17 protein-coding genes are annotated in these 24,137 nt (G+C 70.3%); 10 read left to right on the top strand and 7 right to left on the bottom strand.

Features of this window, described 5'->3' with window-relative positions; genetic code table 11:
- Window positions 1-608: 608 nt before the first annotated feature.
- Window positions 609-953: a hypothetical protein gene (locus WME83_RS33165; protein WP_437313713.1), complete on the top strand. Its 345-nt coding sequence runs from the start codon at window positions 609-611 to the stop codon at window positions 951-953.
- 617 nt (window positions 954-1,570) lie between these two features.
- Here WME83_RS33165 and WME83_RS33160 read toward each other — a convergent pair.
- Window positions 1,571-1,816 carry a hypothetical protein gene (locus WME83_RS33160; protein ID WP_437313712.1) on the bottom strand — a complete coding sequence of 82 codons (246 nt, stop codon included), beginning with the start codon at window positions 1,814-1,816 and terminating at the stop codon, window positions 1,571-1,573.
- A 526-nt stretch (window positions 1,817-2,342) separates the two neighbouring features.
- Between WME83_RS33160 and WME83_RS33155 the strand changes: the two genes are divergently transcribed.
- Both WME83_RS33155 and holA read left to right on the top strand, forming a co-directional pair.
- Entirely contained in the window at window positions 2,343-2,846 is a 504-nt protein-coding gene (locus WME83_RS33155; protein WP_437313711.1) for a hypothetical protein, read from the top strand.
- A 96-nt stretch (window positions 2,847-2,942) separates the two neighbouring features.
- On the top strand, window positions 2,943-3,995 hold the full coding sequence (holA, locus tag WME83_RS33150; RefSeq protein ID WP_437313710.1) for a DNA polymerase III subunit delta: 1,053 nt from the start codon (window positions 2,943-2,945) through the stop codon (window positions 3,993-3,995).
- 517 nt (window positions 3,996-4,512) lie between these two features.
- Here the strand turns inward: holA and WME83_RS33145 are convergent.
- Together WME83_RS33145 and WME83_RS33140 are read right to left on the bottom strand one after the other, a co-directional pair.
- The gene (locus WME83_RS33145; RefSeq protein ID WP_437313709.1) at window positions 4,513-5,268 is read right to left on the bottom strand and encodes a class I SAM-dependent methyltransferase; all 756 of its coding nucleotides are present in this window, start codon (window positions 5,266-5,268) and stop codon (window positions 4,513-4,515) included.
- Window positions 5,269-5,384: 116 nt separating this feature from the next.
- Window positions 5,385-6,068 carry an HAD family hydrolase gene (locus tag WME83_RS33140; RefSeq protein ID WP_437313708.1) on the bottom strand — a complete coding sequence of 228 codons (684 nt, stop codon included), beginning with the start codon at window positions 6,066-6,068 and terminating at the stop codon, window positions 5,385-5,387.
- A gap of 792 nt (window positions 6,069-6,860) precedes the next feature.
- Here WME83_RS33140 and WME83_RS33135 point away from each other — a divergent pair.
- Entirely contained in the window at window positions 6,861-7,916 is a 1,056-nt protein-coding gene (locus WME83_RS33135) for a hypothetical protein (RefSeq protein ID WP_437313707.1), read from the top strand.
- 2,162 nt (window positions 7,917-10,078) lie between these two features.
- On the opposite strand, the gene WME83_RS33130 is transcribed toward WME83_RS33135, so the two are convergent.
- Entirely contained in the window at window positions 10,079-10,693 is a 615-nt protein-coding gene (locus tag WME83_RS33130) for a hypothetical protein (RefSeq protein ID WP_437313706.1), read from the bottom strand.
- 1,194 nt (window positions 10,694-11,887) lie between these two features.
- Here WME83_RS33130 and WME83_RS33125 point away from each other — a divergent pair.
- From WME83_RS33125 to WME83_RS33110, 4 genes are all read left to right on the top strand, one after another.
- Window positions 11,888-12,724 carry a hypothetical protein gene (locus WME83_RS33125; protein ID WP_437313705.1) on the top strand — a complete coding sequence of 279 codons (837 nt, stop codon included), beginning with the start codon at window positions 11,888-11,890 and terminating at the stop codon, window positions 12,722-12,724.
- 139 nt (window positions 12,725-12,863) lie between these two features.
- Complete coding sequence (locus WME83_RS33120; RefSeq protein ID WP_437313704.1) at window positions 12,864-14,174, top strand: efflux RND transporter periplasmic adaptor subunit; 1,311 nt, start codon at window positions 12,864-12,866, stop codon at window positions 14,172-14,174.
- Window positions 14,171-17,362 carry an efflux RND transporter permease subunit gene (locus tag WME83_RS33115; RefSeq protein ID WP_437313703.1) on the top strand — a complete coding sequence of 1,064 codons (3,192 nt, stop codon included), beginning with the start codon at window positions 14,171-14,173 and terminating at the stop codon, window positions 17,360-17,362. The genes WME83_RS33120 and WME83_RS33115 overlap by 4 nt, the downstream gene beginning before the upstream one ends.
- 137 nt (window positions 17,363-17,499) lie before the next feature.
- Window positions 17,500-18,297 (top strand): alpha/beta fold hydrolase, encoded by a 798-nt coding sequence (locus WME83_RS33110; protein ID WP_437313702.1) that lies wholly within the window; start codon window positions 17,500-17,502, stop codon window positions 18,295-18,297.
- A gap of 148 nt (window positions 18,298-18,445) precedes the next feature.
- Here the strand turns inward: WME83_RS33110 and gstA are convergent, their stop codons facing one another.
- Window positions 18,446-19,066: a glutathione transferase GstA gene (gene gstA / locus WME83_RS33105; RefSeq protein ID WP_437313701.1), complete on the bottom strand. Its 621-nt coding sequence runs from the start codon at window positions 19,064-19,066 to the stop codon at window positions 18,446-18,448.
- A gap of 283 nt (window positions 19,067-19,349) precedes the next feature.
- Here gstA and WME83_RS33100 point away from each other — a divergent pair, with 283 nt between their 5' ends.
- Window positions 19,350-19,778, top strand: a complete 429-nt coding sequence (locus tag WME83_RS33100) for a winged helix-turn-helix transcriptional regulator (protein WP_437313700.1) — start codon at window positions 19,350-19,352, stop codon at window positions 19,776-19,778.
- A 258-nt stretch (window positions 19,779-20,036) separates the two neighbouring features.
- Here WME83_RS33100 and WME83_RS33095 read toward each other — a convergent pair whose 3' ends face one another.
- Entirely contained in the window at window positions 20,037-21,020 is a 984-nt protein-coding gene (locus WME83_RS33095) for a carbon-nitrogen hydrolase family protein (protein WP_437313699.1), read from the bottom strand.
- Between the two features lie 102 nt (window positions 21,021-21,122).
- Entirely contained in the window at window positions 21,123-22,388 is a 1,266-nt protein-coding gene (locus WME83_RS33090; RefSeq protein WP_437313698.1) for an alpha/beta hydrolase family protein, read from the bottom strand.
- A gap of 542 nt (window positions 22,389-22,930) precedes the next feature.
- Between WME83_RS33090 and WME83_RS33085 the strand changes: the two genes are divergently transcribed.
- Window positions 22,931-24,058 carry a substrate-binding domain-containing protein gene (locus WME83_RS33085; protein ID WP_437313697.1) on the top strand — a complete coding sequence of 376 codons (1,128 nt, stop codon included), beginning with the start codon at window positions 22,931-22,933 and terminating at the stop codon, window positions 24,056-24,058.
- The last annotated feature ends 79 nt before the right edge of the window (window positions 24,059-24,137 follow it).

Here is a 24,137-nt window from a genome sequence, read left to right as displayed (position 1 = left end):
GCATCAGAGCGGCCGGGCGCGCGCTTGTCAAACGGAGCGGCGCGGGGTGGTGGGGTCATTTGACCGAAAGTGGGGTCATTTGACTCCGGGGCCCGCGTGAGCGGGTAGGTTCGGCCGGAAGTAGTGCAGCCCGCGGGTGTACCCCGGGCTGCCTCGGGGCACCTACGCGCGTGGGACTTGCCTCGCTCGGATGGATTCAAAAGCGCACGCGACCCCATGTGACCAGGCAAGACGGCCTTCCAGCCCGGAATGCAGCGCCCATGCGCACCTTGCTCGGCCGCGCGGCGACTGTCGCGCTCCCCTTTGCCGCGCCGCAGCCAGGGACGAGCAGCGCCAACCCGAGCAGCGTAGTCCATGCCCAAGAGCCCATCGACGCCTCCTGTCGGTGCGCCACTTCGACCCTGCTCACCCCGAGACCTTGGGGTGCGAGGTCGAAGCCTTCGCCACGGCTAGGGCAGAACGGGCACTCGATGGTGGCCAGGAGTCGACATCGGCCCCCGACTGCCCAAGAGGATCCGTGGACGGATCCAAGGTGTCTGGAGCGTGCTCTCGCGCGGAGAGCGCCCACCTCTTGGATTCGATGGAATCGAGGAGAGGAGAACAGGACCATGAGCTCTTTGCTGAATATCACCACCCTTGCGCTCGCAGCAGGCCTCGTCGCAGACGCCTCGCCCAACAACACGGTCGACTTCGCCGCCACGCAACGCGTCGACACCGGGTCGTTCGTTGCCACGTTCTCCAACTCGTCTTATTCCCGCACCAGCGTGGCCTTCAAAGTCCCCTTCTCGTCGCCGCCCCTCGTCTTCTGCTCGGAGTGGAACAACCCGGGCAACTGGATCTTCTGCAAGACCGACAGCGTGACGAACAAGGAGGCGATTATCGCGGCCACGACGCTGAACTTCGCCGCGACGAACTACTCGACCAGAATCGCGTGGATGGCGATCGGGGATTGACCCGCCCTGCCCTGGCTTCGATGGAGCCCGGGGTCATGTCCTAGGGCTGGAGCATCACCTCGGTTTTTTTTTTATCCGACATCTCTCGGCAAATTTGCGGCGCGGACTCGCGACCATGCTGTTGATAGCGTAGCTGCGGTCCCAGATCCGTTTCGCCGGCGGCGCGCTCGGGTTATCCTCATACAGCGGTGCCTGATGGAGCTTCCACGCCTGCTCGTAGTCGGGCAGGGCGACATCCGCTCTCCCGCTATGCCATCCTGGATAACGCCCATGACCCGCCGGTCGGCTCGCGGTAGAGGAGAAGGCCGTCGCCCAGTATGGTACGCCTTTCATCGGTGCAACAAAGCGTAATACAGGCGTTTCAGGCGTGTCCGGCCAGCATGATCACATCATTTACCTTATGTATTCCAGCGTAATTGGACGACGCAATCGCCGCAGCGAGAAGCCTGCCCGTCGGAAAGCGTTTGGGTGACCTAGCACAGCGTTCCCGAAGTTCGTCCCTTGATCGACGACGCGCCGGCCCGTTCACGATCCGGGCCAGCCGGGCTGGTGAACGGAGCGAGCTCGTCACAGGACGCGGATGCAACGCCCGGCGGCGCAACGCGACGGCGGGTGAGCTACTCGATGGGCGCAAGCGTCCAGGGGAAGTCCGCCATCAGCAGCTTGAGCAGGTCCTGCCACAGGCCGCGGAAGCCGGTCTTTTCCCACCGTCCGGTGTGGGTCGCGATCTCGAGTGTCCAGAAGTGGACCGTGTCGCGGCGCAGCCGGGCGTCGCCGATCGGGTCGGCTTCAGGACCCAACTCGATGAACACCATCTGCCCGTACTTGCGGGCCCGCAGATGAGAAAGCGCCTGGAGCCACATCGGGAGCTGCCGGAGCTGCTCGACGCGCTGCTCTCCGTGCCCGAGACGGCAGCGCCGAGCGCGAAGCCGCTTGCCCCGCGCAAGCCCGAGGGCACAGCACGCGAGCTGCCCGGCGGACGCGGGTTCTTGCGCGTGGTCCAGGGCGGCGCCGCGCCGAGCCCGCTCGCTGCTCCCGTGCCGCCTCCACCCGCTCCCGTGCCCATCGCTGCGCCGGGTCACGTCGAGCCCTCCGCGCCGTCGGCGGAGCAGCCCCGTCAGCTCGACCTGTTCGCCTGGCGTCCGAGGCCGAGGACCCCCGTCCAGATGTCCCTGTTCGGGGATCCGCCCACCGACCCGACGACCGAATCGTGGGGTTGTTTGCGCCCACAAAAGTGGGGTCGTTGCAAGCAGGCTGGGGTAATTACGCCAGCACCCGGTGCGGGCCGGGCTCGCCACCGGCCTGCATTCCGGCTAAGCAGCGGCGGCCGCGGATCGGCGCGCGGGCGGGGCGCTCTCCCGGGCTCCGCGGGAACGCCAAGGCATGAGCATGCAGCTCTCGACCCCCACCGCGATCCTCCTCGGCAGCGCCATGATCGCCGCCGCGGTCTACCTCGGCCTGCGCCACGGCCCGGCCGCCGTCGCCCCGGATCCGCGCGCCGCCGCGGGCGACGCCTCGCACCGGGGCGAGCCGGCGCCGCCCGCCGGGGCGGCGGAGCGCGCGCCGGGAGAGGGCGCGCCGGCGCCGCAGCGCGCCGTGCCGCGCGAGGAGGTCGCGCGGCAGGCCGCGCGGGCGCTCGACGCGCGCCGCCCCGCGCTGGTCGAGCGCTGCTACAAGCCGGCGATCGCTGCGCAGCCGGCGCCGCGCGAGGTGAAGTACGTCTTCAACCTGACGTTCGACGCCCAGGGCCGGCAGATCGCGCGCGGCATCGTCGAGGACCGCGAGGCGTCGCGCCCCGACGTGACGGCCTGCCTGGTCACCGCGCTCCCGCCGATCGCCGTCGAGCCGCCCGGCGCGAGCGTGCGCGTGGACGTCCCGTTCTCGCTGCCGTGACGGGGGGCCGGGCCCGCCGGGGCCGGGGCCGCGCGCGTTGCCCTTGACGCACCCGCCTGAACGCCCGATGCCGGAGCGGTGACGCCCGACCAAGCCTTGAAGGAAGCGACCAGCGGCGCCCTTCGCCCGGTCTACCTCGTGATGGGGGAGGAGCGCTGGCTGGTCGATCGCGTGGTGAGCGCGATCCGGGAAGCGGCGGCCAAGGGGGGCATCGCCGGGTTCAACGAGGACAAGTTCACCGCGGGGGACGCGCCCGTCGAGTCGATCCTCGGCGCCGCGCGGATGCTCCCGATGATGGCCCCGCGCCGCTTCGTGCTCGTCCGCGGCGTCGAGCGCTGGGAGAAGAAGGACGACGCCGACGGCGACGACGGGGACGACGAGCGCGGCGGCGCGGGCGGCAAGCGCGGCGCGTCGAAGCAGGCGAGCCCGCTCGACGCGCTCGCCGAGTACGCCAAGGCGCCGTCGCCGAGCGCGGTCCTCGTGCTCGTCGCGGCGAAGCTCCACGGCCAGCGCCGCCTCGTCACGTCGGCGAAGAAGGGCGACTTCCTCGTCTCGTGCGAGCCCTTGAACCGCCGCGCCCTGCCCGGCTTCATCGCGTCGATGGCCCGCGAGAAGGGCAACCCGATCTCCAGCGACGTGGCCGACCAGCTCGCCGAGCTCGCCGGGCCCGAGCTCGGGTACGTGGTGGACGCGATCGAGCGGCTCTCGCTGTACGTCGGGCCGAAGCAGCCGATCACCGAGGACGCGATCGCGCAGGTGGTCATCCGGGTCCGGCAGAGCACGGTCTGGGAGCTCATCGACGCGCTCGGGCGGCGCCGGCTCGATCGCGCGCTCGCGGCGCTTTCGGACGCGTACGACCCGCGCGACGGGGGGCTGCGGCTGCTCGGGGCGGTCTCGTGGTCGGTCCGCCAGATGGTGAAGTTCGAGTCGGCGCTCGCCGGGGGCGCGAGCCAGGCCGAGGCGGCCCAGCGCGCGGGCGTGGCCCCCTACAAGGTGAACGACGTGGCGCAGACGATCCGCCAGCTCCCGAAGGGCGCGCTCGGCGGCTGGATGCGCCTGCTCGCCGAGGCCGACCTGGCCTTGAAGAGCAGCCGCCGCCCGGCGCAGGCGGTGCTGGAGACGATGCTGATCGAGATGTGCTCGCGCTGAGCGGGAGGCCGCGGCGGCGGGCGGCGCGCAGCATGGTATGGCACGCGCCATGAGCTCGACCGACCCCTCCGGCACCGCCCCGGGCCGAGCCAGCGGCTGCCCGGTGAGCCAGCTGGCCGCTGCGTTCGACCCGCTCAGGGACCCGTACCTCTCGGACCCGTATCCGATCTTGCAGCTGATCGGCGAGGCGTTCACCAGGACTTCCGGTACGTGGCGAACACCTCGTTTCGAGGGCCGGAGCACGTGTGGGTCCAGTGGGATCCCGCGAAGAACCCCGATCCGAGGGACCGGATAGCGGCGCGGGAGGGCCAGGCGGCGGCGCCGTGACGGCGTGCGCCCGCGCGCTGCCACGGCGTTCGTACGTGGTTCCGCCATGAGAAGAATTTGAACCACCGAGGCACAGAGGGCACAGAGGAGAGAGAAGAAACGATTGATGTATCTTCTCTTCCCTCTGTGCCCTCTGTGCCTCGGTGGTTCCTTCTCTCATGAGCCAGGGACGAGCCTGGGCCAAGCGGTATCAGGCAAGCTTCCGGGCCCAGGCGCCGAAGACCATGTCGCTCACGTACGTGGCGTTCGCCTTCGTCCGCTCGTCCGCGAGGCGTTCTTCGAGCGTGTCGACGTCGATCTCGGCCTCGGTGGCGACGCCCTGCTGCACGATGCGCGGCAGCATCGCCCGGATGATCGCGGCGGTGCGGTGGTACGCCCGCGGCGTTTGCACGATCGCCTCCGCGCGCACGCGCGCGACGTCGAGGCCCGCCTGCTCGAGCACGGCGGCGAGGTGGAAGCCGATGTGGATGTCGGCGCCCTCGCGCTCCACCGTTCGCCACATCCATTGATGCGCGCGCTCATGAAGCGGCAGCGGCGTCAGGCTCGCAGGCACCATGGTGGCGTCGTGCTCCTGAAAGACGACCAGGCCGCCGGGGCGCAGGGCGCGGGAGAGGCCCTTCACGGCCGCCGCCGGGTCGGGCTGGTACATCAGGACGCGCCTGCCCACGACGGCATCGAAGAGGCCGTGCTCGGGCGACAGCGCGCCGAGGTCCCCCTCGGCGAAGGTCACGTTCGGCAGCCCGAGCTCGCGCGCCCGGTCGCGCGCCGCCGCGAGCGGGCGCGCGTCGCGGTCGATGCCCACGACCTGCCCCTGCCCGCCGACGCGCTGCGCGATCCGGAACGAGACATCCCCGGCGCCGCAGCCCACGTCGAGCACGCGCATGCCGGCGCCGATGCCCGCATCGGCCAGCAGCCGGTCGGTCATTTCTCCAACCATGTCGATCATGGGTCCCACGCTCCTCCGCTTCGTTCGCCCCCTTCGATGCGTAGAGCGAGCGGCGCCGCCGCTGAAGGGCGTCGTTTGTTGGCGGATCGGCGGATCTTTCGATCGGGGGAGCGGGGCTAGCCGAGCAGCGCCTCGAGCACGCCCCTCTCCCGGAGATCGCTGAAGCTGTGGGTCGGGGCGCAGGCTTCGAGCTCCGCGAGGGCGTAGGTGCCGGTGGCCACGGCGATCGACTCCGCGCCGATCGCCCGGGCCGCCGCGATGTCCTTCGGCGTGTCGCCGATGACCACGACGCGGCACGCCTCGAGCGGCGCCTCGAGCCTCGCCGCCCCGCGCGCCGCGCCGATGCGCAGCAGCTCGTCGCGGAGCTCGTGGTCGCAGCCGAAGCCGCCGAACGCGAACCGCTCGTAGATGCCGACGCGCGTGAGCTTCGCCTGCGCCCCCGCGCGGACGTTCCCCGTGCCGAGGCCGACGGCGCACCTTGCCCGCCGGGCGGCGGCGTCGAGCGCGTCGAGGACGCCGTGGTGGACCCGGGTCTCGCCGGCGAGCGACATCTCCTCGGCGAGGATCTCGACGTAGAGCGCGAGGAGCGCGTCGATGGCGCTTTCGGTGACCTCGCGCCCGAGCGCCTCGAGCCCCGCCCGGATGATGGCCCTGTCGGTCATGCCGGCGAACGAGAACGCCTCGCACGCGTCGGGCCGGCCGGCAAACCGGTCGAACGCGCGCTCCATGGCGCGCCGGCCTGCGCCGCCGGTGGAGAGCAGGGTGCCGTCGATGTCCCAGAGGAGGACCGTGGGGCGCATGCCCCCATGGTAGATGCCGCGCGGGCCGAGGGCGAGCGCGGAGGCGGCGGCCCAAGGGCGAGCGCGGAGGCGCGGCGCAAGGGCGAGCGCGGAGGCGCGCGGCGGGTGGCCGTCAGAACGCCCCTCCGACAGGGCGCGACGGCGCGGATGAGCACGCCTCGCCTCCCGTGCCGGCCCTCGCAGGGTCCGGAGCTCTCAACAGGGGTGCCGCATCCGGATGCATCGTGGTTGCCCGGACAGGGGAGGCGGTCACCCGGACACCTCGCGCGCCGCCCGGACAGGGGAGGCGGTCACCCGGACACCTCGCGCGCCGCCCGGACAGGGGAGGCGGTCACCCGGACATCTCGCGCGCCGCCCGGACAGGGGAGGCGGTCACCCGGACATCGCATCGGCGCGACCGGCAGCGTGCGGCCGCCCGGCCAGCGCGGGCGTCCAGGCGGCTGTCCGGAGGACGCCTCTGCGCGCGGGCTACCAGGAGCGCGCAGGCGGACACCGACGTGACACACCACGCTTCTGCCGCAAAGGCTGTTTCTGCGCGTCGATGCACGAAGATAGAGAATTGGAGAGCGTTCGACGTAATGCGTTGCTCGTGCGGCGCCTGCGTGCCTGTCGCGCGCTTCGAGCGCAACCGTGCGGCGATCTCTGCTAAGAGGGGCCCGTCGAGGGCGGGAGATCGCGTTGCTCGGGCTCTCGTGCAGGTCGCCGACGCCGGTCGAGGGACAGGGCGCCTGCGAGCACCTCGCGAACTGCACGGGGCGCCGGTTGCGCGGAGGGTGCCCGGGAGACAAGACCATGCGACGCTCGCCACGAAGCCCGATCACCGCGGTCCTGCTGCTGCTCTCGTGCGCGGCGCCGGCGGCGGCGGAGCCGCTCCCGCGGCGCCGCCCGTCGACGGGACCGGAGCAGGAGATGCTCGACGAGGCGAAGCGGCTCGTGGACCAGGGGCGCATCGCGGACGCGCGCGACATCCACCTGACGCTGTGGCGGCTCACGAGGAGCGCCTCCGACGCGTTCCGCGTGGGGATGCTGTCGTTCCGGCTGCGCGACTTCCAGATGGCGGCGGAGTTCCTCGCCATCTACTTCGACATGGTCGGCACCCCCGAGGCGCCGAAGATCTGGGTGCCGCCGGGCTTCAAGGAGGGCTACGAGCTGGCGCGGGCGAACTTCGCGGAGGCGCGGCGGCACGTCGGGGCGATCGAGGTGCGCGTGAGCGAGCCCGGCGCGGCCGTGCTCGTGGATGGGCGGCAGGTCGGCGTCTCCCCGCTGCCGCGCCCGGTGTACGTCGCGCCCGGCCAGCACCGCGTGGGCGCGCAGCTCGCCGGGCGGCAGGTCGAGGTGCCGGCCGCCGTCGACGCGGGCGGCGAGCGGACGGTGTGGCTGGTGCTCCGGCGCGCGGACGCGGAGGAGCCTGCGCGTCCATCGGCGAGCAAGGCGGCGATGAGCAAGGCTGCCGCCCCGCCGGGCGCGGCGCCGCCTCGGGCAGCGCGCGATCCGGCGCTGCGGTGGTGGACCGTGGGCGGGCTCGCGGCCACGTCGGTCGCGCTCGCCGTGGTCGGGGGCGTCTCGGTCGCGGAGGCCAACGACGCGGCCGGCGACCGGGACGCCGCCTTCGTCCGGGCGCGCTGGGAGGCGTTCCGCTGCCGGCCGGGGCTGCCCGCGTGCGACGCCTACGCGGAGGCCGACGGGCGCGCGAGGACGTTCACGGCGCTGTCGGTGGGCGCGTTCATCGGGGCTGGCCTTGCGGCCGGCGGCGCCGTGGCCGCGGGGTTCCTGCTCGCGCCGGAGGCGACGGTCCGCGTGGGGGCCATGGGGGGCGCCCCCGGCGCGGCGCTCTCGTTCGGGTGGTAGGGGCCGGCCTCGCGCTGGCGTGTTCCTGGGGGTGGGGGCCGCTCTCGCCCTCTCCTCTGCGTGCTCGTTCACTTCAAGTGAGAATTCGATGGCGATCGTCGTAATGCGATGTGCACGCGTGATTCGACGCTTGCCATGAATCTCTGTGATCCCGAGAGCGAGCAGGCCTGGTAGCGTGCCGCGCATGTGGAAGCGGCGGCTGTGCGCCTCCTGCGGGGTGCTCCTCGCAGGTCTCCTCTGGGCGGCCTGCAGCGGTGACGCCTACGTCGACGTGGAGCGGGAGCCGACGTGCGAGTCGACGGAGGAGTGCGATCCTGACAGGACAGGAACGCAATGCATCGACGGGCGTTGCCGGTGCGCGGATCCCGCGGAGGAGAGCTGTTGCGAGCCTGGCGCGAAGGAGGACGAGGGAGAACGCTGCGAGCGGCAGTGCCGGCCTATGGACGAGTGCAACGCCATGCGTTGCGAGGCGCCTCGGGACTGTCCTAAGCCCGTGGACCCTCGCTGCGGCGAGGCCGTGTGCGTCGACGGCGTCTGCAGGCTGGCCTTGCCGGAGCAGCTTCAGAACCAGCGGATCGGCGACTGCGTGACCCTCAGGTGCGACGAGTCGGGGCGCGTGGTTGCCGAGCTCGACGACAGCGACGTATTCAATGACGGCAACGAGTGTACGGTCGATGTGTGCGCGCAGGGCGTGGGCGTTCACCGTCCGAGCGAGGCGGGGAGGGCCGAGGAGAGCTCCGGACGCTGCGACGGCAAGGGACATCTGGTCGAGTGCCTGACCGACGAGCATTGCGGGAATCCGTCTTCCGTAGCTTGTTCGCAGCGCGGATGGTGTGTCCCACAGTGGTGCGTCGATGGGGATTTTGACGCTCCCTTCGGGGAAACGGCGACCGACTGTGGGGGGGCGTGCGACCCGTGCCCCGCAGGGCAAGCATGTCTGACCTCGGAGGACTGCCACGATCATGTATGCACGGCGGAAGAGAAATGCGCGCTGCCCACGTGCCACGACGGCGTACAAAACGGCGTTGAGACAGATATCGACTGCGGTGCGCCATCATGTCCTGCTTGCGATTTCGGCAAATGGTGCAACTCGCACGAATCCTGCAAGAGCGGTGTATGTGTAGATGGTTTGTGCCGCGCTGCGACCTGTGGCGACGGGGTCATGAACGGCGAGGAGGCAGGCGTCGACTGCGGCGGACTCTGCGCCGCGTGCCCACTCTATATCGACCCCTGGACGTCTGATGCGAGGGCCTATGAATAAAAGGAGAAGCTTCGCCGCCACTCTCGTGGCGCTCTTGGTTGCATCGCTCTGGCTCGCTTGCTCGGACAGCCCGCCGCTCCCCTACATTCCGCCGCCGGAGTGCAGGACCGCCGCGGATTGCGCGCTGCCATATGACATGGACCCGAGATGCAGCCAGATGGACTGCCTCGAAGGTGCCTGCGAGATCGAGTTGTTCGAGGTGTCGAGGAGCCAGTATCGAGGCGACTGTGAGCTCGTCCTGTGTCGTGACGGGCGCCGCGTCTTCGAGCGCGACCTGGATGATGTATGGGACGACGGCAATCCGTGCACGGACGACGTCTGTGAGCCGACGGGACCCATCAACAAGCATGTGGCACCCTCCCCTTCGCCTTCTGGTTCCGGGTTTTGCAACGGCTATGGAAAGGAGGTCGCATGCTTATACGATGCGGACTGCGCGGACGCGACGCTGTACTGCTCTTCTGATGGCAACTGCACCCCTCTGAAATGCAAGAACGGCGACCTTGATGCCGATATCGGTGAAACTTCCACGGACTGCGGCGGCCGCTGCGATCCCTGCAGGGTGACCCTGCCGTGCAACGACAAGTACGACTGCATCACGCGCGTGTGCGGGCCTGATGGCGTATGCTCGGTGGACAGGTGTCTTGATCGAGTGCAGAACGGCAACGAGACCGACGTGGATTGCGGCTACGGCTGCTACCCGTGCGCAGATGGCTACAAGTGCAAGGGGGACGAGACCTGCAAAAGCGGCGTTTGCTTCGCTGGCACGTGTCAGCCAAGAACGTGCAGCGACGGCCGGCGGAATGGGGAAGAGGAAGACGCAGACTGCGGCGGGGACTGTCCTCCCTGCAATTAGCTCTGCGCCCCGCGCCAGGCGTTCGACGCGTGACGGTGGCGTGAGCCATCAGAGGCGAGCGAGCCGTCCGTCTTCGAGGAGCACCCAGGGAGATGATGCCGCGTACGCCTCGGTTCCGGCCATGGGCAGACGTGGCGCATTCGTGAGGTGAACGAGCCCCTTGTCTCGGATCTGCATCCCACGTTCGGTGAGACGGTACACGTTCGAGAGCATCGGGTGGCCAGGTGGCTTCGGGCCAGGAGCGCGCTCGACGGCGGCGCTCAGATCGTGTTTTGCCCATTGTTCTAGGCGATCTTGCAGGAACACGTCGCCTGTACAGGAGAGTAGATGCCACAGGTGCATTCGCATTTCCGATTTGTGAGCGGCCAATGCCAAGGCGGTCTGCCACTCAGACGACAGGAGGGTAAATACAATCTCGTCAAAGCGGCTGAGACGCAGCGCTCCTTCTGAGGTTTTTCTTGGGAAGAAACACGAGAGGAGCGTCCACAAGGGAGCGAGTTCTGCAAAGCCTTCGACGCCGGTGATGCAGTTCTCGACGAACGGTAAGGGGTTCTCGTCGACGTAGTTCTCCCAGAGGCGAATGGCTCGTTCGTGACGTTCCCTCGACCAAGGCTGCGCCTTGCTAAGGCGGCCCAGGAGAACCTCGTCATCGTGATCAGACACGGACTCGGAACAGGTAAACGGGCGAGTTAATGCCTCTCGGCTCGCTGAACTCGATGGTGGGATTGGTTCGAAGTCGAGAACAAAAATGTCGTGATGCGCGAACCCAAGGTGACGCAACCAGCTACAAGTCCTCCAAAGGTTCACCCGTTCGTGAAGGCTCGCCGATACCCACAAGACGATGGGAGGGGCCCAGTGGACATCCGACGAATAGACTTTGTCCCATTCTTCGGTCGAATCCCACCAGGTGCGACGTGCTCGGACATGCTCCAGTGCATCCCGACGACTCGGACCGATGATAAGGCGGTCCGACGCGCGAACGACATTGGTCGCACCAATCTGCAATAGATGTTCCGCGGTTATGCCGTCGAAGGCAACATGGGTAGCCCCGCCGATTTTTATAGAGTTTCGCATCTCAATAGAACCCACACTTGTAGCACTGACGGAATTTGTAATCGTGGTTCTTTATACAATTCTCCTGGCATATGGCACAGAGTGTTATTCCTACGTCGACAAAGCGCGAGCAAGGCCAAGGCATACTTGTGCAATCGACATACATGTCGGTGCATGTCTTGCTCGGCAAGCACGACCCGGCCATCTCAAGCTGTGCGCTGCCCACATTTTCGTCTCCGCCCGCGCCTTCTCCTTCGCCTTCGTCGTCACCTCTGAGGAAATCTCCCGCTCCTACGGATTCTGTTGGGTATCCAGCTCCTGCGCTCCCTGGTTCCACTGTGTCGCAGGTGTACGACAAGTCGCATGCCGACGCGAGCAACATCACGAACCCGCCGCACAGCACGAGCGCGCTCGACTTCTCCACCAAGCCGTGCTCCATGTCTTCCTCCAATTCGGACGCTCGCACCGTTCTCTCACCGGAAAGGCGGCGTCAAGAGGTCGTCTGGGCCGAAACTACGTCCATGTTACATAGCCGTTGCGAATCGGGTTGCGGCCGGTGCGCCGCCGGCTCGAGGAGCGCTTCGGCGAACTCGACGTCGTCGCTGCTGCTGCCACTCGCTGGCCGACGCGGACCGACCTGCGCGGGCGGGCCCCCCGATGCCTAAGCTGCGAGGGCCGCGTCTGTCCGCGCGTGTGACCTGAAGAATTTCGGCTCCGCTGAACTGCCCCCGCGGGCTCGACAGCACGTTCGCGACCCCTCAAACACCTTTCCAGACCCTCTCCCTCCGGGTAAGCCTCGTGCTTATGCCCAAGAAGCAGAACAATACGCATTACGACCGCTGGCGCGACCTGGCCAAGGCCGCCGCACAGACGGAGAACCCCCTCAAGGTGCCTTACGATGTCGCCCTCAAGGAGGCAGGTCAGGTCGCCGGATTCTTCAACAAGCACTGGAATCCCACGGACACGCTGCCGGGCCTCAGGCGCGTCAAGGCGCGCTTGCCCGAGAGCACCGGTGAGGAGATCGTCTCCCTGGTGTACGCGGTCCAGGAGGCGCAAACGAAGCTGCTCCTGCTCGTCGATCCCGTCGTCGTCGACCACGGCGAGCGCGCGCGCCTCGTCCTCGACGAGATCGAGTCCGCCCTCGAGTTCCTCCTCGACGACGGCGTCGAGGAGCCCGCGGACGCGCAGCTCACGGCCATCCAGGAGTTCCACGCCGACATCGGCCAGCGGTCCAGCGCGCTGCACCAGGCGCTGAGCGACTACGCCGGCCTCGCAGGCTCGCTGAAGGACCGGCTCGTGGAGGTGGACGAGGAATTCGACGTCGCGCTCATCACCGAGGCGAAGGAGCTCGCGCGCGCGCTCGCCGCGGCGCCGGCCGCGCCGCCGGCGGCCGACTCCGAGGTCAAGGAGGCGACCCGGATCCGCAACGGGCTGCTCAGGCTGCTCCAGGAGAAGATGGCGCTGGTGCGGAAGGCCGCAGCGCGGGTGTTCCAGCGGAATCCAGAGGTGCTGCGCGAGGTGACGAGCAGCTACGAGCGCCGCCGTCGCGCCGCCGCGCGCCGCGCCAAGGCCGCCCGTGAGGCGGCGAAGCCCGAGAGCCCGCCCGCGAAGGGGCCCGGAGAGAGCCCTCTCCTCGGCTGAAGCGCCGCGCCCCGCCAGAGCGCCGCCCCTCCGCAGCGCCACGCCCCTCCGCAGCGCGCCCGCGGCCCTCGTGACGCGGCCCGCCGCCCGCGCTGAAGCACGCGCACACCGCCGCGAGTTGCGCTACTCCTCCAAATCGATGGCGCTCCAACCTTTCCGCGTCGCCGCGCTCGCCCTCGTGGCGGGCCTCGTCCTCCTCGGATCTCCGGCCTGCAAGAAGGGCGAGGAGGCCTCGCCCGAGCAGGGGCGCAGGCCAGGGAAGCAGGCGATGAGCTTCCCGGTCGAGGTCGCGCCCGTCGCGGCGGAGCGCGTCGAGTACGCGGTGCCCGCCGTCGGCTCCGTCGAGGCGTTCGAGCAGGTGCAGCTCACCGCGCGCGTCGCCGGCGTCGTCGAGGCGGTGCGGTTCATGGAAGGCGACGAGGTCAAGGCAGGGCAGGTGCTCGTCGAGATCGACCCGGCACGGTACAACCTCGCCGTCCGCGCCGCGCGCGCGACGCTCGACCGCATGACCGCCACCCAGGCCGAGGCCGCCGCCGGCCTCGAGCGGCGCGAGGCCGAGGGCGCCGAGGGCGTCTTCAGCAAGGAAGAGGTCGCGTCGTGGCGCTCCAGGGCGGCGACGACCGCCGCGCAGGTCGCCGAGGCGAAGATCGCCGTCGACCAGGCGCTCCTCAACCTGCGCGACGCCTACGTGCGCGCGCCCATCCCGGGGAAGATCCAGACGCGCACCGTGCAGACCGGCCAGCACGTCGCCGTCGGCACGGTGCTCGCGACGCTCCTCCGCCGCGACCCGCTCCTGCTCCGCTTCCAGATCCCCGCCGCCGACGCCCCGCGCGTCCGCCCCGGCATGGAGGCGCGGTTCACCGTGAAGGGCGACGCGGGGACCTACACCGCGAAGCTGACGCATGTCGCCGACGCCGCCGATCCCGCGACGCGCATGGTCGCCGCGACCGGCGAGGTGCAGGGCGAGGGCAAGGACCTGCTCCGCCCCGGCACCTTCGCCGAGGTGACCGTGCCCGTGGGCGCGAGCGGCGAAGCGCCCGTGATCCCGCAGACCGCCGTGCGGCCGAGCGAGCGCGGGTTCCTCGCCTACGTGGTCGACGGCACCACCGCGCGCGAGCGCGTGCTGTCGCTCGGGCTGCGCACGGCGGACGGGCGCGTCGAGGTGAAGTCGGGGCTCTCCGTGGGCGAGCGCCTCGTGGTGCGCGGCGCCGAGGCGCTGCGCGACGGAGCCCAGGTCCGCATCGCGACGCCCGGCAGCCTGCCCGGCGGCCAGGCCGCGGGCCACGCCGGGGAGGGCGCCGGCGCCGCGCCGGGGGCACCGGCCGGCGCCGCGCCGGGGGCCCCGGCCGGCGCCGCGCCCGGAGCACCGGCCGGCGCGCCGCCGCCCACGTTGCCCGCCGGCTCATCGCCGGCGACGTCCCCCGCCAGCTCGACGCGGAGCGCGCCGTGAGCCTCACCGAAGCGTGCCTCAGGAAGCCGGTCTTCGCCTGGATGCTGATGGCGGCGACCATCGTCTTCGGCCTCGTGGCCGTGTCGCGCATCGGCATCAGCCAGTTCCCCGACGTCGACTTCCCCACCATCACCATCTCCGCCTCCCTGGAGGGCGCCGCCCCCGAGATCATGGAGCACGACGTGGTCGAGCCGCTCGAGGAGGCGGCCGTCCAGGTCGAGGGGATCCGGTCGATCACGTCGACGTCGCGCCAGGGCAGCGCCTCGGTGACCATCGAGCTCGACCTGTCGCGCGACGTCGACGTCGCGCTCCAGGACGTGCAGACGAAGATCTCCCAGGCGCAGCGGCGGCTGCCGCTCGACCTCGACCCGCCCGTCGTCTCCAAGACGAACCCGGAGGACCAGCCGATCATGTGGGTCGGGCTCTCCGGCCCGTTCTCCCCGCAGATCATCGCCGACATCGCGCGCTACCGGCTGAAGGAGAAGCTCCAGACGGTGCCCGGCGTCGGCGAGCTGACCCTCGGCGGCTACCTCGAGCGCAACGTCCGCATCTGGATCGACGCCGACCGCCTCGCCGCCAAGGGCCTCACCGTCGCCGAGGTCACCGAGGCCCTGCGCCGCCAGCACATCGAGCTCCCCGCCGGCCGCATCGAGACCCAGGGGCGGGAGCTCAACGTGCGCGTGATGGGCGAGGCGCTCGACCTCGCCACCTTCAAGAAGATCGTCATCCGCGAGGGCGACCCCGGCGCCGCCGCCCCGCCCGGCGCCGCCGCGCAGCCGGCGGGCCCGCCGTCGTCGGCGCGCGCCACGGTGTACCTGGAGGACGTCGCGCTCGTCGAGGACGGCTTCGAGGACGTCCGCCGGCTCGCCCGCGTGAACGGCGAGCCGGCGCAGGGCCTCGGCGTGCGCAAGCAGCGGGGCTCGAACGCGGTCGAGGTCGCGCAGGGCGTCCGCGCCGCGCTCGCCGAGGTCCAGAAGACCCTGCCCGAGGGGATGGAGGTCGGGGTCAACTTCGACTCGACGAAGTTCATCGAGGAGTCGGTCCACGAGATCGAGCTCGAGCTCGGCATGGCCATCGCGCTCACGGCCCTCGTCTGCTGGATGTTCCTCGGCTCGCTCTCCAGCACGATCAACGTCGTCCTGGCGATCCCGATGTCGCTGCTCGGCACGGTCGCCGCGATCTACTTCCTCGGCTTCACGCTGAACACCTTCACGCTGCTCGGGCTCTCGCTCGCCGTCGGCATCGTCGTCGACGACGCGATCATGGTGCTCGAGAACATCCACCGGCACGCCGAGGGGGGGAAGGACCGCGTCCGCGCCGCCCGCGAGGGCACCGCCGAGATCACCTTCGCGGCGCTCGCCGCGACGCTCGCGGTCGTCGCGATCTTCATCCCGATCATCTTCATGGAAGGGGTGGTCGGCCGCTTCTTCCTCCAGTTCGGCGTGACCCTCTGCATCGCCGTGCTGCTCTCGTACCTGGAGGCGATCACCCTCGCGCCCGCCCGCTGCGCGCAGATCCTCGACGTCTCGCGCGAGGGCCGGGGCCGCCTCGGGCAGCTCGTCGACCGCGGCTTCGAGGCGCTCTCCCGGGGCTACGGCTGGCTGCTCGCCCGGGCGCTGCGGTTCCCGGTCGTGGTCGTCCTGCTCGGCGCGCTCCTCTTCGCCGGCGCGATCGTCACGATGCAGCGGCTCCCGACGGAGTTCGTCCCGTCGCAGGACCAGGGGCGGCTCCTCGTGCGCCTGCAGACGGCGGTCGGCTCGGACATCGAGGAGACCGACCGGCTCTTCCAGCGGGCGGAGACGTTCGTGGGCGAGCACCCGGCGGTGTCGCGCGTCTTCGCCGTGGTCGGCGGCTTCGGCGGCGGCGCCGTGAACACGGGCGTCCTGTTCATCACGATGAAGCCGCCCGAGGAGCGGTCGCTCTCGCAGGCCGACCTCCAGGGCGTGCTCCGCAAGGAGCTGAACGGCTACCCCGGCCTGCGCGCCGTGGTCCAGGACCTCTCGCAGTCGGGCTTCACGGCGCAGCGCGGCTTCCCGGTCGAGTTCTCGATCCGCGGCCCGGACTGGGGCGAGCTCACGAGGCAAAGCGAGCGCATCCGGAGCGAGCTCGCGCAGAGCGGCCTCGTCGTCGACCTCGACACCGACTACCAGCTCGGCATGCCCGAGCTCCGCATCGTGCCCGACCGGGCGCGCGCCGCGGATCTCGGCGTGAGCGTCGAGTCGATCGCGACGACGCTGAACACGCTGGTCGGCGGCGGGCGCATCGCCAAGTACAACGACAACGGGCGCCGCATCGACGTCCGCGCGCGCCTGCTCGCGGAGCAGCGGAGCCGGCCCGAGGACCTCGCGCGCATCCAGGTGAGGAGCGCGTCGGGCGCGCTGGTGCCGCTCACGTCGGTCGTGAGCTACGAGGAGCTCCCGGCGCTGCAGGCGATCACGCGGCGCGACCGGGAGCGCGCCATCTCGATCTTCGGCAACATCGCGCCCGGGCACTCGCAGGGCGAGGCGGTCGCCCGGGTCGAGGAGCTCGGCCGGGACCTGCCGGCCGGCTACCGCCTGGTGCTGGGCGGCGCGAGCGTGACGTTCCGCGAGTCGATGGGCGGCCTCATCTTCGCGCTCGTGCTCGGGATCCTGGTCGCCTACATGGTGCTGGCGTCCCAGTTCAACTCGTTCCTGCACCCGGTCACGGTGCTGACGATCCTGCCGCTGTCGATCGCGGGCGCCGCGTTCGCGCTGCTCCTCTCGGGGCACACGCTCAACATCTTCAGCATGATCGGCATCCTGCTGCTCATGGGGATCGTGAAGAAGAACTCGATCATCCTCGTGGATCACGCCATCGAGGTGCGGCGCGGGCACGGCGAGGGGGAAGGGGAGGCGATGGATGCGCGCACGGCGATGCTCCGCGCCGGCCCGGTGCGGCTGCGGCCGATCCTGATGACGTCGATCGCGACGCTGATGGCCGCGGTCCCGTCGGCGCTGGCGCTCGGCCCCGGCGCCGAGATCCGGGCCCCGATGGCCGCGGCGGTCATCGGCGGGCTCCTCGTCTCGACGGCGCTGAGCCTCCTCGTCGTGCCGGCGTTCTACGTGGTCGCCGACGACGTGCAGGGCCGCGTCGCGCGGCTCCGGGCGCGCCGCGCAGGGCGCCACGCCCCCGCCGGGCCGGCGCACCCGGCCGCGCCGGAGGGCTAGGGCCGGTCGTTGGATGCGCGGCGGATGCGCGGCTCTGCCCAGGCAGCAGGGCTTAGCATGATGCCGATCGTTGCCGTGTACTCAAATCTGAACCACTTCATCATGCTCGCGAAGCTGCGGCAGGCAGGGACAGTTTCATGACGACCTGGATCCGTGGAGTCTGCGAAACGAACGGCATCGACATCCACTACCTCCGAACTGGAGGCGCCAAGCCCCCCGTCGTCCTGCTCCATGGATTGATGGGGAGCGGCGCCAGCTGGACTCCCTTGGCGCGGGCGCTCGAGGGTGAGTTCGACGTCGTCATGCCCGACGCCAGGGGGCACGGCGATTCGAGCGCGCCGCACCATGGATACCGGTACGACGATCACGCGAGCGACGTCGTGGGCCTCATCCGCGGCCTGGGGCTCTCTCGCCCGGTCCTGCTTGGCCACTCGATGGGCGGCATGACCGCCGCGGTGGTGGCGAGTCGAGGGGCGGGGGTCCTCCGCGGCCTCATCCTGGTCGACCCGACGTTCTTGAGCCCCGAGCGTCAACGCGAGGTGCGCGACAGCGACGTCGCCGATCAACACCGCCAGGCCCTCGGCTTGCGGAAGTCTGACCTCGTCGCGCAGGCCCGCGCCCGAGACCCGCGTCGCTCGCCCGAGATCGTCGAGCTCCAAGCCGAGGCGAGGCTGAAGACCCGCATGGCCGCGTTCGACGTCCTCACGCCGCCCAACCCCGAGTTCCGCGACGTGGTGGGCGCGATCGACGTCCCGAGCCTGCTCGTCATCGGTGACAGCAGCCCCGTCGTCACGCTCGAGATGGCGACGGAGCTGCGGAGTCTCAACCCACGCCTACGCATCGAACAGGTGCAGGGCGCCGGCCACGGCCTTCCATTTCAACGACCCGAGCGCCTGGGAGAGGTGGTCCTGTCGTTCTTGCGTGAGCTGGCTTAGCCGCTGCGCGCAGCGCCCGGCCCCTGCACGCACGCTCGCCGACATGAGCGAGACGTGCAGCCCGGAACCCGTTCCCCGTCGCGGTTTGATCGGCTGACCTCACCATGGCCCGCCGCTCCAGCTCTAGGGGGCCGGCGACGTTCGCCCCTTACTTGCCGCCCTCGACCGGGAGCCCCTCGGCCCGCATCGCCCCCTGCACCGCGGGGCGCGCGGCCACCCGCCGCTGGTACGCGAGCAACGTGGGGAAGGCCGACAGGTCGACCTTGACGAAATTCGACCAGTTGGTGACCGTGAAGAGGTAGGCGTCGGCCACGGTGAACTGCTCGCCGAACAGATAGGGCCCCTTCGCGAGCGCCGCCTCGATCAGGCCGTAGCGCTTGCGCAGGTACGCTTCGCGGTCTTGCCGCTGCTCGGGCGAGGTCTTCGGGCTGAAGAGCGGGCCGTAGGTCTTGTGCAGCTCAGAGTTGATGTACCCGAGCATCTCTTGCACGCGGTAGCGCGCCATCGTGCCCGGCGGCGGCACGAGCTTCGCTTCGGGCTTCTGGTCGGCCAGGTACTGAACGATGGCCGGCCCCTCGGTCAGGACCTCGCCGCCGTCGAGCTCGAGCGCGGGGACGTACCCCTTCGGGTTGATGGCCCAAAAGTCACGGCCCGACGACGTCTTCTTGGACGCGGTGTCGACCTTGTCGAGCGTCAGCTCGATGCCGATCTCGCGGGCGACGATGTGCGGAGACAGAGAACAGGCACCGGGAGAGAAATACAGTTTCATAGAGGCATCCCTCGAATCATGTGGTGTTGGTGAGAACCCCGGACGACCCCGCCCCGGCGACGCGCCGCCGGGCGTCCGGGGCGGCGAAAGGCGGGCGGGCGCGGGGGCCGGCAGAGGCCCCCGCGCGCCCCGGCGAAGCCCATCGCTTCGGCGAGGGCCGCGGCGCGCCGGCCCCGATCGCTCGGGGCCGGCGCCATCGAGACCCCAAGCTAGCGCGCGAAGTTACTCTTGGATACTCGCGAGGTGCGAGAACGCTGAAAAAGGGGTATCTTCGGGGTTACCTATGGCGCTGCCGGTGCGAAAAAATCCCGTCCCCCCGCCGCCCCTCTGCCCGCTGACGGTGTGCATGGCGCTCTTGCGCGGGGCCTGGGCGCCGAACGTCCTCTGGTCGCTGAGCGGGCAGCCGCGCCGGTTCGGCGAGCTGCGCGTCGACATCCCGCAGATCTCGGCGCGGGTGCTGAGCGCGCGCCTGCGCGAGCTCGAGGCCAAGGGCGTGGTCAGCCGCCGTGTCATGCCCACCTCGCCGCCCTCGGTCGAGTACGAGCTCACCCAGCTCGGCCAAGAGCTGGTGCCCGCGCTCCGCTCCATCGTCGAGGTCGGCAGAAAGCTCAACGTCCGAGGGCCTCACAGCGTGCCGGGGCCCGGGGCACGCGCGCGCAGGCGCAGCGCCGGCCGACCGGAGGCGCCCGGACAACCGGCGACTGGGCGGTAGAACGGGCATTCGACGTCCCAGCCTAGCCTCCTGCAGCGCCGGCCAGGTGGGCGTACCTCGACGGGGAGGTTGGGGTAGTGATCAACTTTGCCCAGAGAGAGTCCACAGGAAGGCGGGAAGATCATCAAGGTTTCCTTCCCGCCTTCCCGCCTTCATGTTCGAATTTGACCACTATCGAGGTTTGGCACCCCCGACGTCAGGCGGCGCGGCGCGGGGGTGGCTGGCGGGCGCGGCGTGCGGCCGGGCGGGGGCGGGCGCTCACGCGGTCCGCTCCGCCTCGTGGAGCTCCGTGGTGAACCGCTCGACCAGCCGGTGGGGCGTCTCGTTGAACAGCAGCCGGAGCACGTCCGGGCGCGCGTAGTGTCCCGTCGGGTCGGCCGCCGCCTTGGCGAGCCGGATCAGGCCGAGATCGACGTCGGCGTAGATCAGGCCCTCTGCGCGCTCGTCGAGCGGCTCTGCGAGCGCACGGCCATCCGGGCCGTAGATCATCGCGAAGCCGCCGCCGGCCAGGAGGAGCTTGGCCCGCTCCGGCGAGTCGCAGAGGAGCGCCGTCATCTCCTCGGACACCGTGGCGCACGCGGCGACGACGAAGCACTGCCCCTCGACGGCGTACATCCGGCTGGCGGCGGTGTTCACCTCGGGGCCGAACGCGTAAGCCATGTCCCGGTAGACCGAGAAGCTGGGCCACGAGGCCGCGTGCACCTGCTCGCCCTGGATGAACATCGCCTGCTTCACGAGCGGCTGGAGGTGCTCCCAGCAGTTGAGCGCCCCGAGCCGCCCGATCTCGGTGGCATGCACCTTCAGGTCGCCGCCGTCGCCCTCGCCGAAGACGGTGCGCTCGGCGTGCGTGGGCTTGAGCTTGCGCCGCGCGGCGATGAGCCCGCCGTCGGGGCCGAGGAGGGCCTGTCCGAGGTAGAGGCTCGAGCCGGCGCGCTCGCTGTAGCCCATCACCACGTAGATGCGGTGCCGCGCCGCGGCCTCGCGCAGCCGCGCCAACTGCCGCCCGCCCACCTCGAGCGACTGGTCGGCGTAGCGCTGCACGAACTGCATGCCCCAGGCCGGTGATCCGAGCCAGATCCAGAATGGGTATCCGGGCAGCCACGCCTCCGGAAAGGCGATGAGCGAGGCGCCGTGGCCAGCGGCCTCGGCGATGAGGCGCAGGGCCTTGTCCACGCCGGCGTCGAGATCGAGAAAGGCAGGGGCGGCCTGGACAGCCGCGGCCTTGAATCGGGGATGGGCCATGGTCATGGCCCATCTATAGCGCCCTCGCCGCCGTGCGGATGGGCCGAAGCGCGCGCCAGGCCCGCGCGGCGCGCGGCGCGCGGCGCCTCGTGTCCGGCGACGTCAGCGCTTCTTCTCGAAGGACACCTCGGGGTACTCGGGCGAGGGGCCGTCGAGCAGCGGCGACGCGCCGCCGCGCACGTGCGCCTCGACGAAGGCGCGCGTGTACGCGTTCGTGATCTCGACCGCGCGGGCCGGAGCGATCGTGCCCAGCTGCTCGGGGAGGGCGCCTGCGCCGAGCAGGTGCTCGATGACGACGGGCAGGTCCGAGAACGTGAGGTGCGCGGCGCCCTCGACCCGCGCGAGGTAGCCCTGGCCCTTGAGCGCGCCGTAAGTCTCGTCGACGCGCGCGTCGTCGACGTGGCCCTCCGCGAGCATGATCAGGAACGGCTGCGCGAGGCTCCGGCCTCCGGCGCCGCTCTCCGGCCCGAAGAGGCTGCCGTCGAGGTTGAGCCCGGCGTCGAAGCGGTCGTCGACGGCGCACGCCTCGGCGGCCATCGCGCCGCCGAAGGAGTGGCCGAGGACGCCGACCCGATCCAGGTCGAGCCGCCCGGTGAGCAGGCCCTCGGGGTCGCTCTGCGCGGCGGCCGTGAGCTCGTCGAGCACGAAGCGCGCGTCGTCGACCCAGACCGCGACGTGCTCGTCCATCAGCTCGAAGAAGGCCTCGATCTCCTCCGGCGTCGCGTCCATCGCCGGCGTCGGCCCGACGACCGGGCTGAAGGGCACCGCGCGGCCGTCGGGGAACAGCGCCAGCTCGGTGTCATAGGTGTGGCTGATGGCGGCGACCACGAAGCCGTGGCTCGCCAGGTCCTCGACGAGGCTCGTGTAGTCGGCGCGGAGCATCCCGAACCCGTGCGAGAAGAGGAGCACCGGGTGGGGCGCGCCCTCGTCGGCGAGGGGGACGCCGGTGCGCGCGTGCGTGACGAAGCTCGCCTCGAAGCCGTCCTCGACCGGGAGGCCGGTGCTCGCGCGGCGGCTGTCGCCCTCCTCCGGCGCGAGGTACGGCGCGAGCTCGCCGGCGCCGCAAGGATCGGCCGGATACCAGAGCTGCACGAGCAGCTCCCGGCGGTCCTCGGGATCCTCGGTCGCCTCCTCGCCGCGCGCGCTGTCGGTCAGCGCGCGGACCTGCGTGCCGACCGGGTGCGGGCCGGTCGGGCGGGAAAGCTCGAAGAGGCCGTCGCCGGGCGGAGCGTCGCCCCACGCGGTGCAGACCGGATCGCCGTCGCGCGGCGGCGCGGCGCCGTCGTCGCCGCAGCCGGCGAGGAGCGCGCAGGCGGCGAGGGGAGCGAGCAGCCAGGAGGCATGTCGAGAGAGGCTGTGATGGACCATGTGCGGAGCGTGTTCATACCGCGATCGAGACCGGCGCGGCGAGCCCGATTGTGGCGGGGTGGCCCATCACCCGGCACGGCCATCTCGGTCCCCGACGGCCGCATCGCGACTCGGCTTCGGAGGCCACGGGGCGCGCAGGTCGCGGGCTCATCTGTGGAGCGCTCGGCCTCGATCCCGCGAGGCGGCGCCGCCCCGTCGCCGTCCAGAGATGTGCCTCTCCTCCAGTGATCGTGCTCACCTCTCGGTCGAGCCGACGTGAACGACGTACGGAGACCCCGGCCTTCAGGGGTGGATGCGGGGCACTTGTGTGTCCACATGCTGCTCCATGTGAGTTTCCCATCGAGAACTGATTATCTGTCATGCCCGCCACCTTGACAGGCCAGTCCTCGATATGATGGCCTATACTGACGGCCGCGCATGTACTTTACATCTCCTTCCGCGCCGCGTCGTTCCGGTGGAGCGGGGCGATCCCGTCCTCCGCCTACGCGCTGCGGGACGGGAACCGCGCGCGACCGAACGAGCCACGTGACAGGAGGGGTCTCATGACGACGAATGGACGATGCTGGGCGGCGGCCTTCGGGCTCACGCTGATGACGGCGGCCTGCGGCGCGAACGATGCCGACGCGGGGCCGGAATCCACACCCATCGAACGGGCGCCGGTTCCCCGGAGTGAGTTCACTCCGGAGGAGATCGAGGAGACGGTCGACAGGCTCGTCGCCGAGATCAACAAGACCTCGTTCCGGCCGACGCAGCTGACGGTGTTGCTGAAGCAGCTTGGCGGCTTCTTTGCTCCGATCGCCACGGGCGCGAACCGAGCCATGGGTGAGCTCGGGGCCGCGGGGAGGGTCACGGGGAACGTGCTCGGGACCAACCGTGCTTCGACCGAAGCCATGGCGGACCAGACTCGACAGATAGAACAGGCGGTGACGGAGGGCACCGAGGGAATTGCCATTACGCCCTTCGGCGAAGTCAATATGAACGCTATCGACGATGCCGTCGCGGAGGGGATCCCCGTGGTGACGCTCGAGACCGACCTGGCGCGCTCGAAGCGCTCGATCTACGTCGGGATCGACAACTCGTCTGCCGGGACCACGGCCGGGGAGACCCTGCTCCCGATGCTGCCCCGCCCGCCGGGTACGGTGATACTCCACGGCACTGTCGAGCCGACCTGGGTTGACGGCGTCACGCGAACTCAGGCTGCCCAGAAGGTGCTTGAGGACGCGGGGTACGACGTCCTGGTACAACCGATCGACTATCTTCACGAAGCTCCAGACGTCGAAGCGCTGGAGGCCGCGATCGATGCCGCGGACCTGCCCGTCGTGGGCCTGATCGGCGTGTTCAGCGTCTCGTATCGGTGCGCGATGGCCGCAGACGCCGCGGGCCTGCCGCCGGACCTCCCCATCGTCGCCTTCGATTTCGAGCCGCAGACCGTCGACTACATGCGCCAGGGTCGCATCAAGGCCACGCACGTCCAGCGGCAGTACTACACCGGGTATCTGGCGCCCTATATCGTCTACGGCATCAAGGCCATCGGCCTCGGCGCGACCCAGCGGATGCTCGCGCCGCAGCTCGCCGGTGGCACCTGGTTCGACCTCGGCGTCGACGTGGTCCCGGCGGACAAGGTGGACGACTTCTACGACTTCCTCTACTCGATCGGCGCGGAACAGTAGCGCTGTCGTGGCTCGAGGGAGGCCTCGCGCGGCGCCGGCGAGAGGTCGAGCCCTGGGGACCCCGCGCGCCCGCGGCGCT

This window comes from Sorangium sp. So ce385 (assembly GCF_051474135.1).
In the GTDB taxonomy this organism is placed as follows: domain Bacteria; phylum Myxococcota_A; class Polyangia; order Polyangiales; family Polyangiaceae; genus Sorangium; species Sorangium cellulosum_D.
The sequence above is the reverse complement of the archived record's forward strand: the minus strand, read 5'-3'. Positions and strand labels throughout refer to the sequence as shown.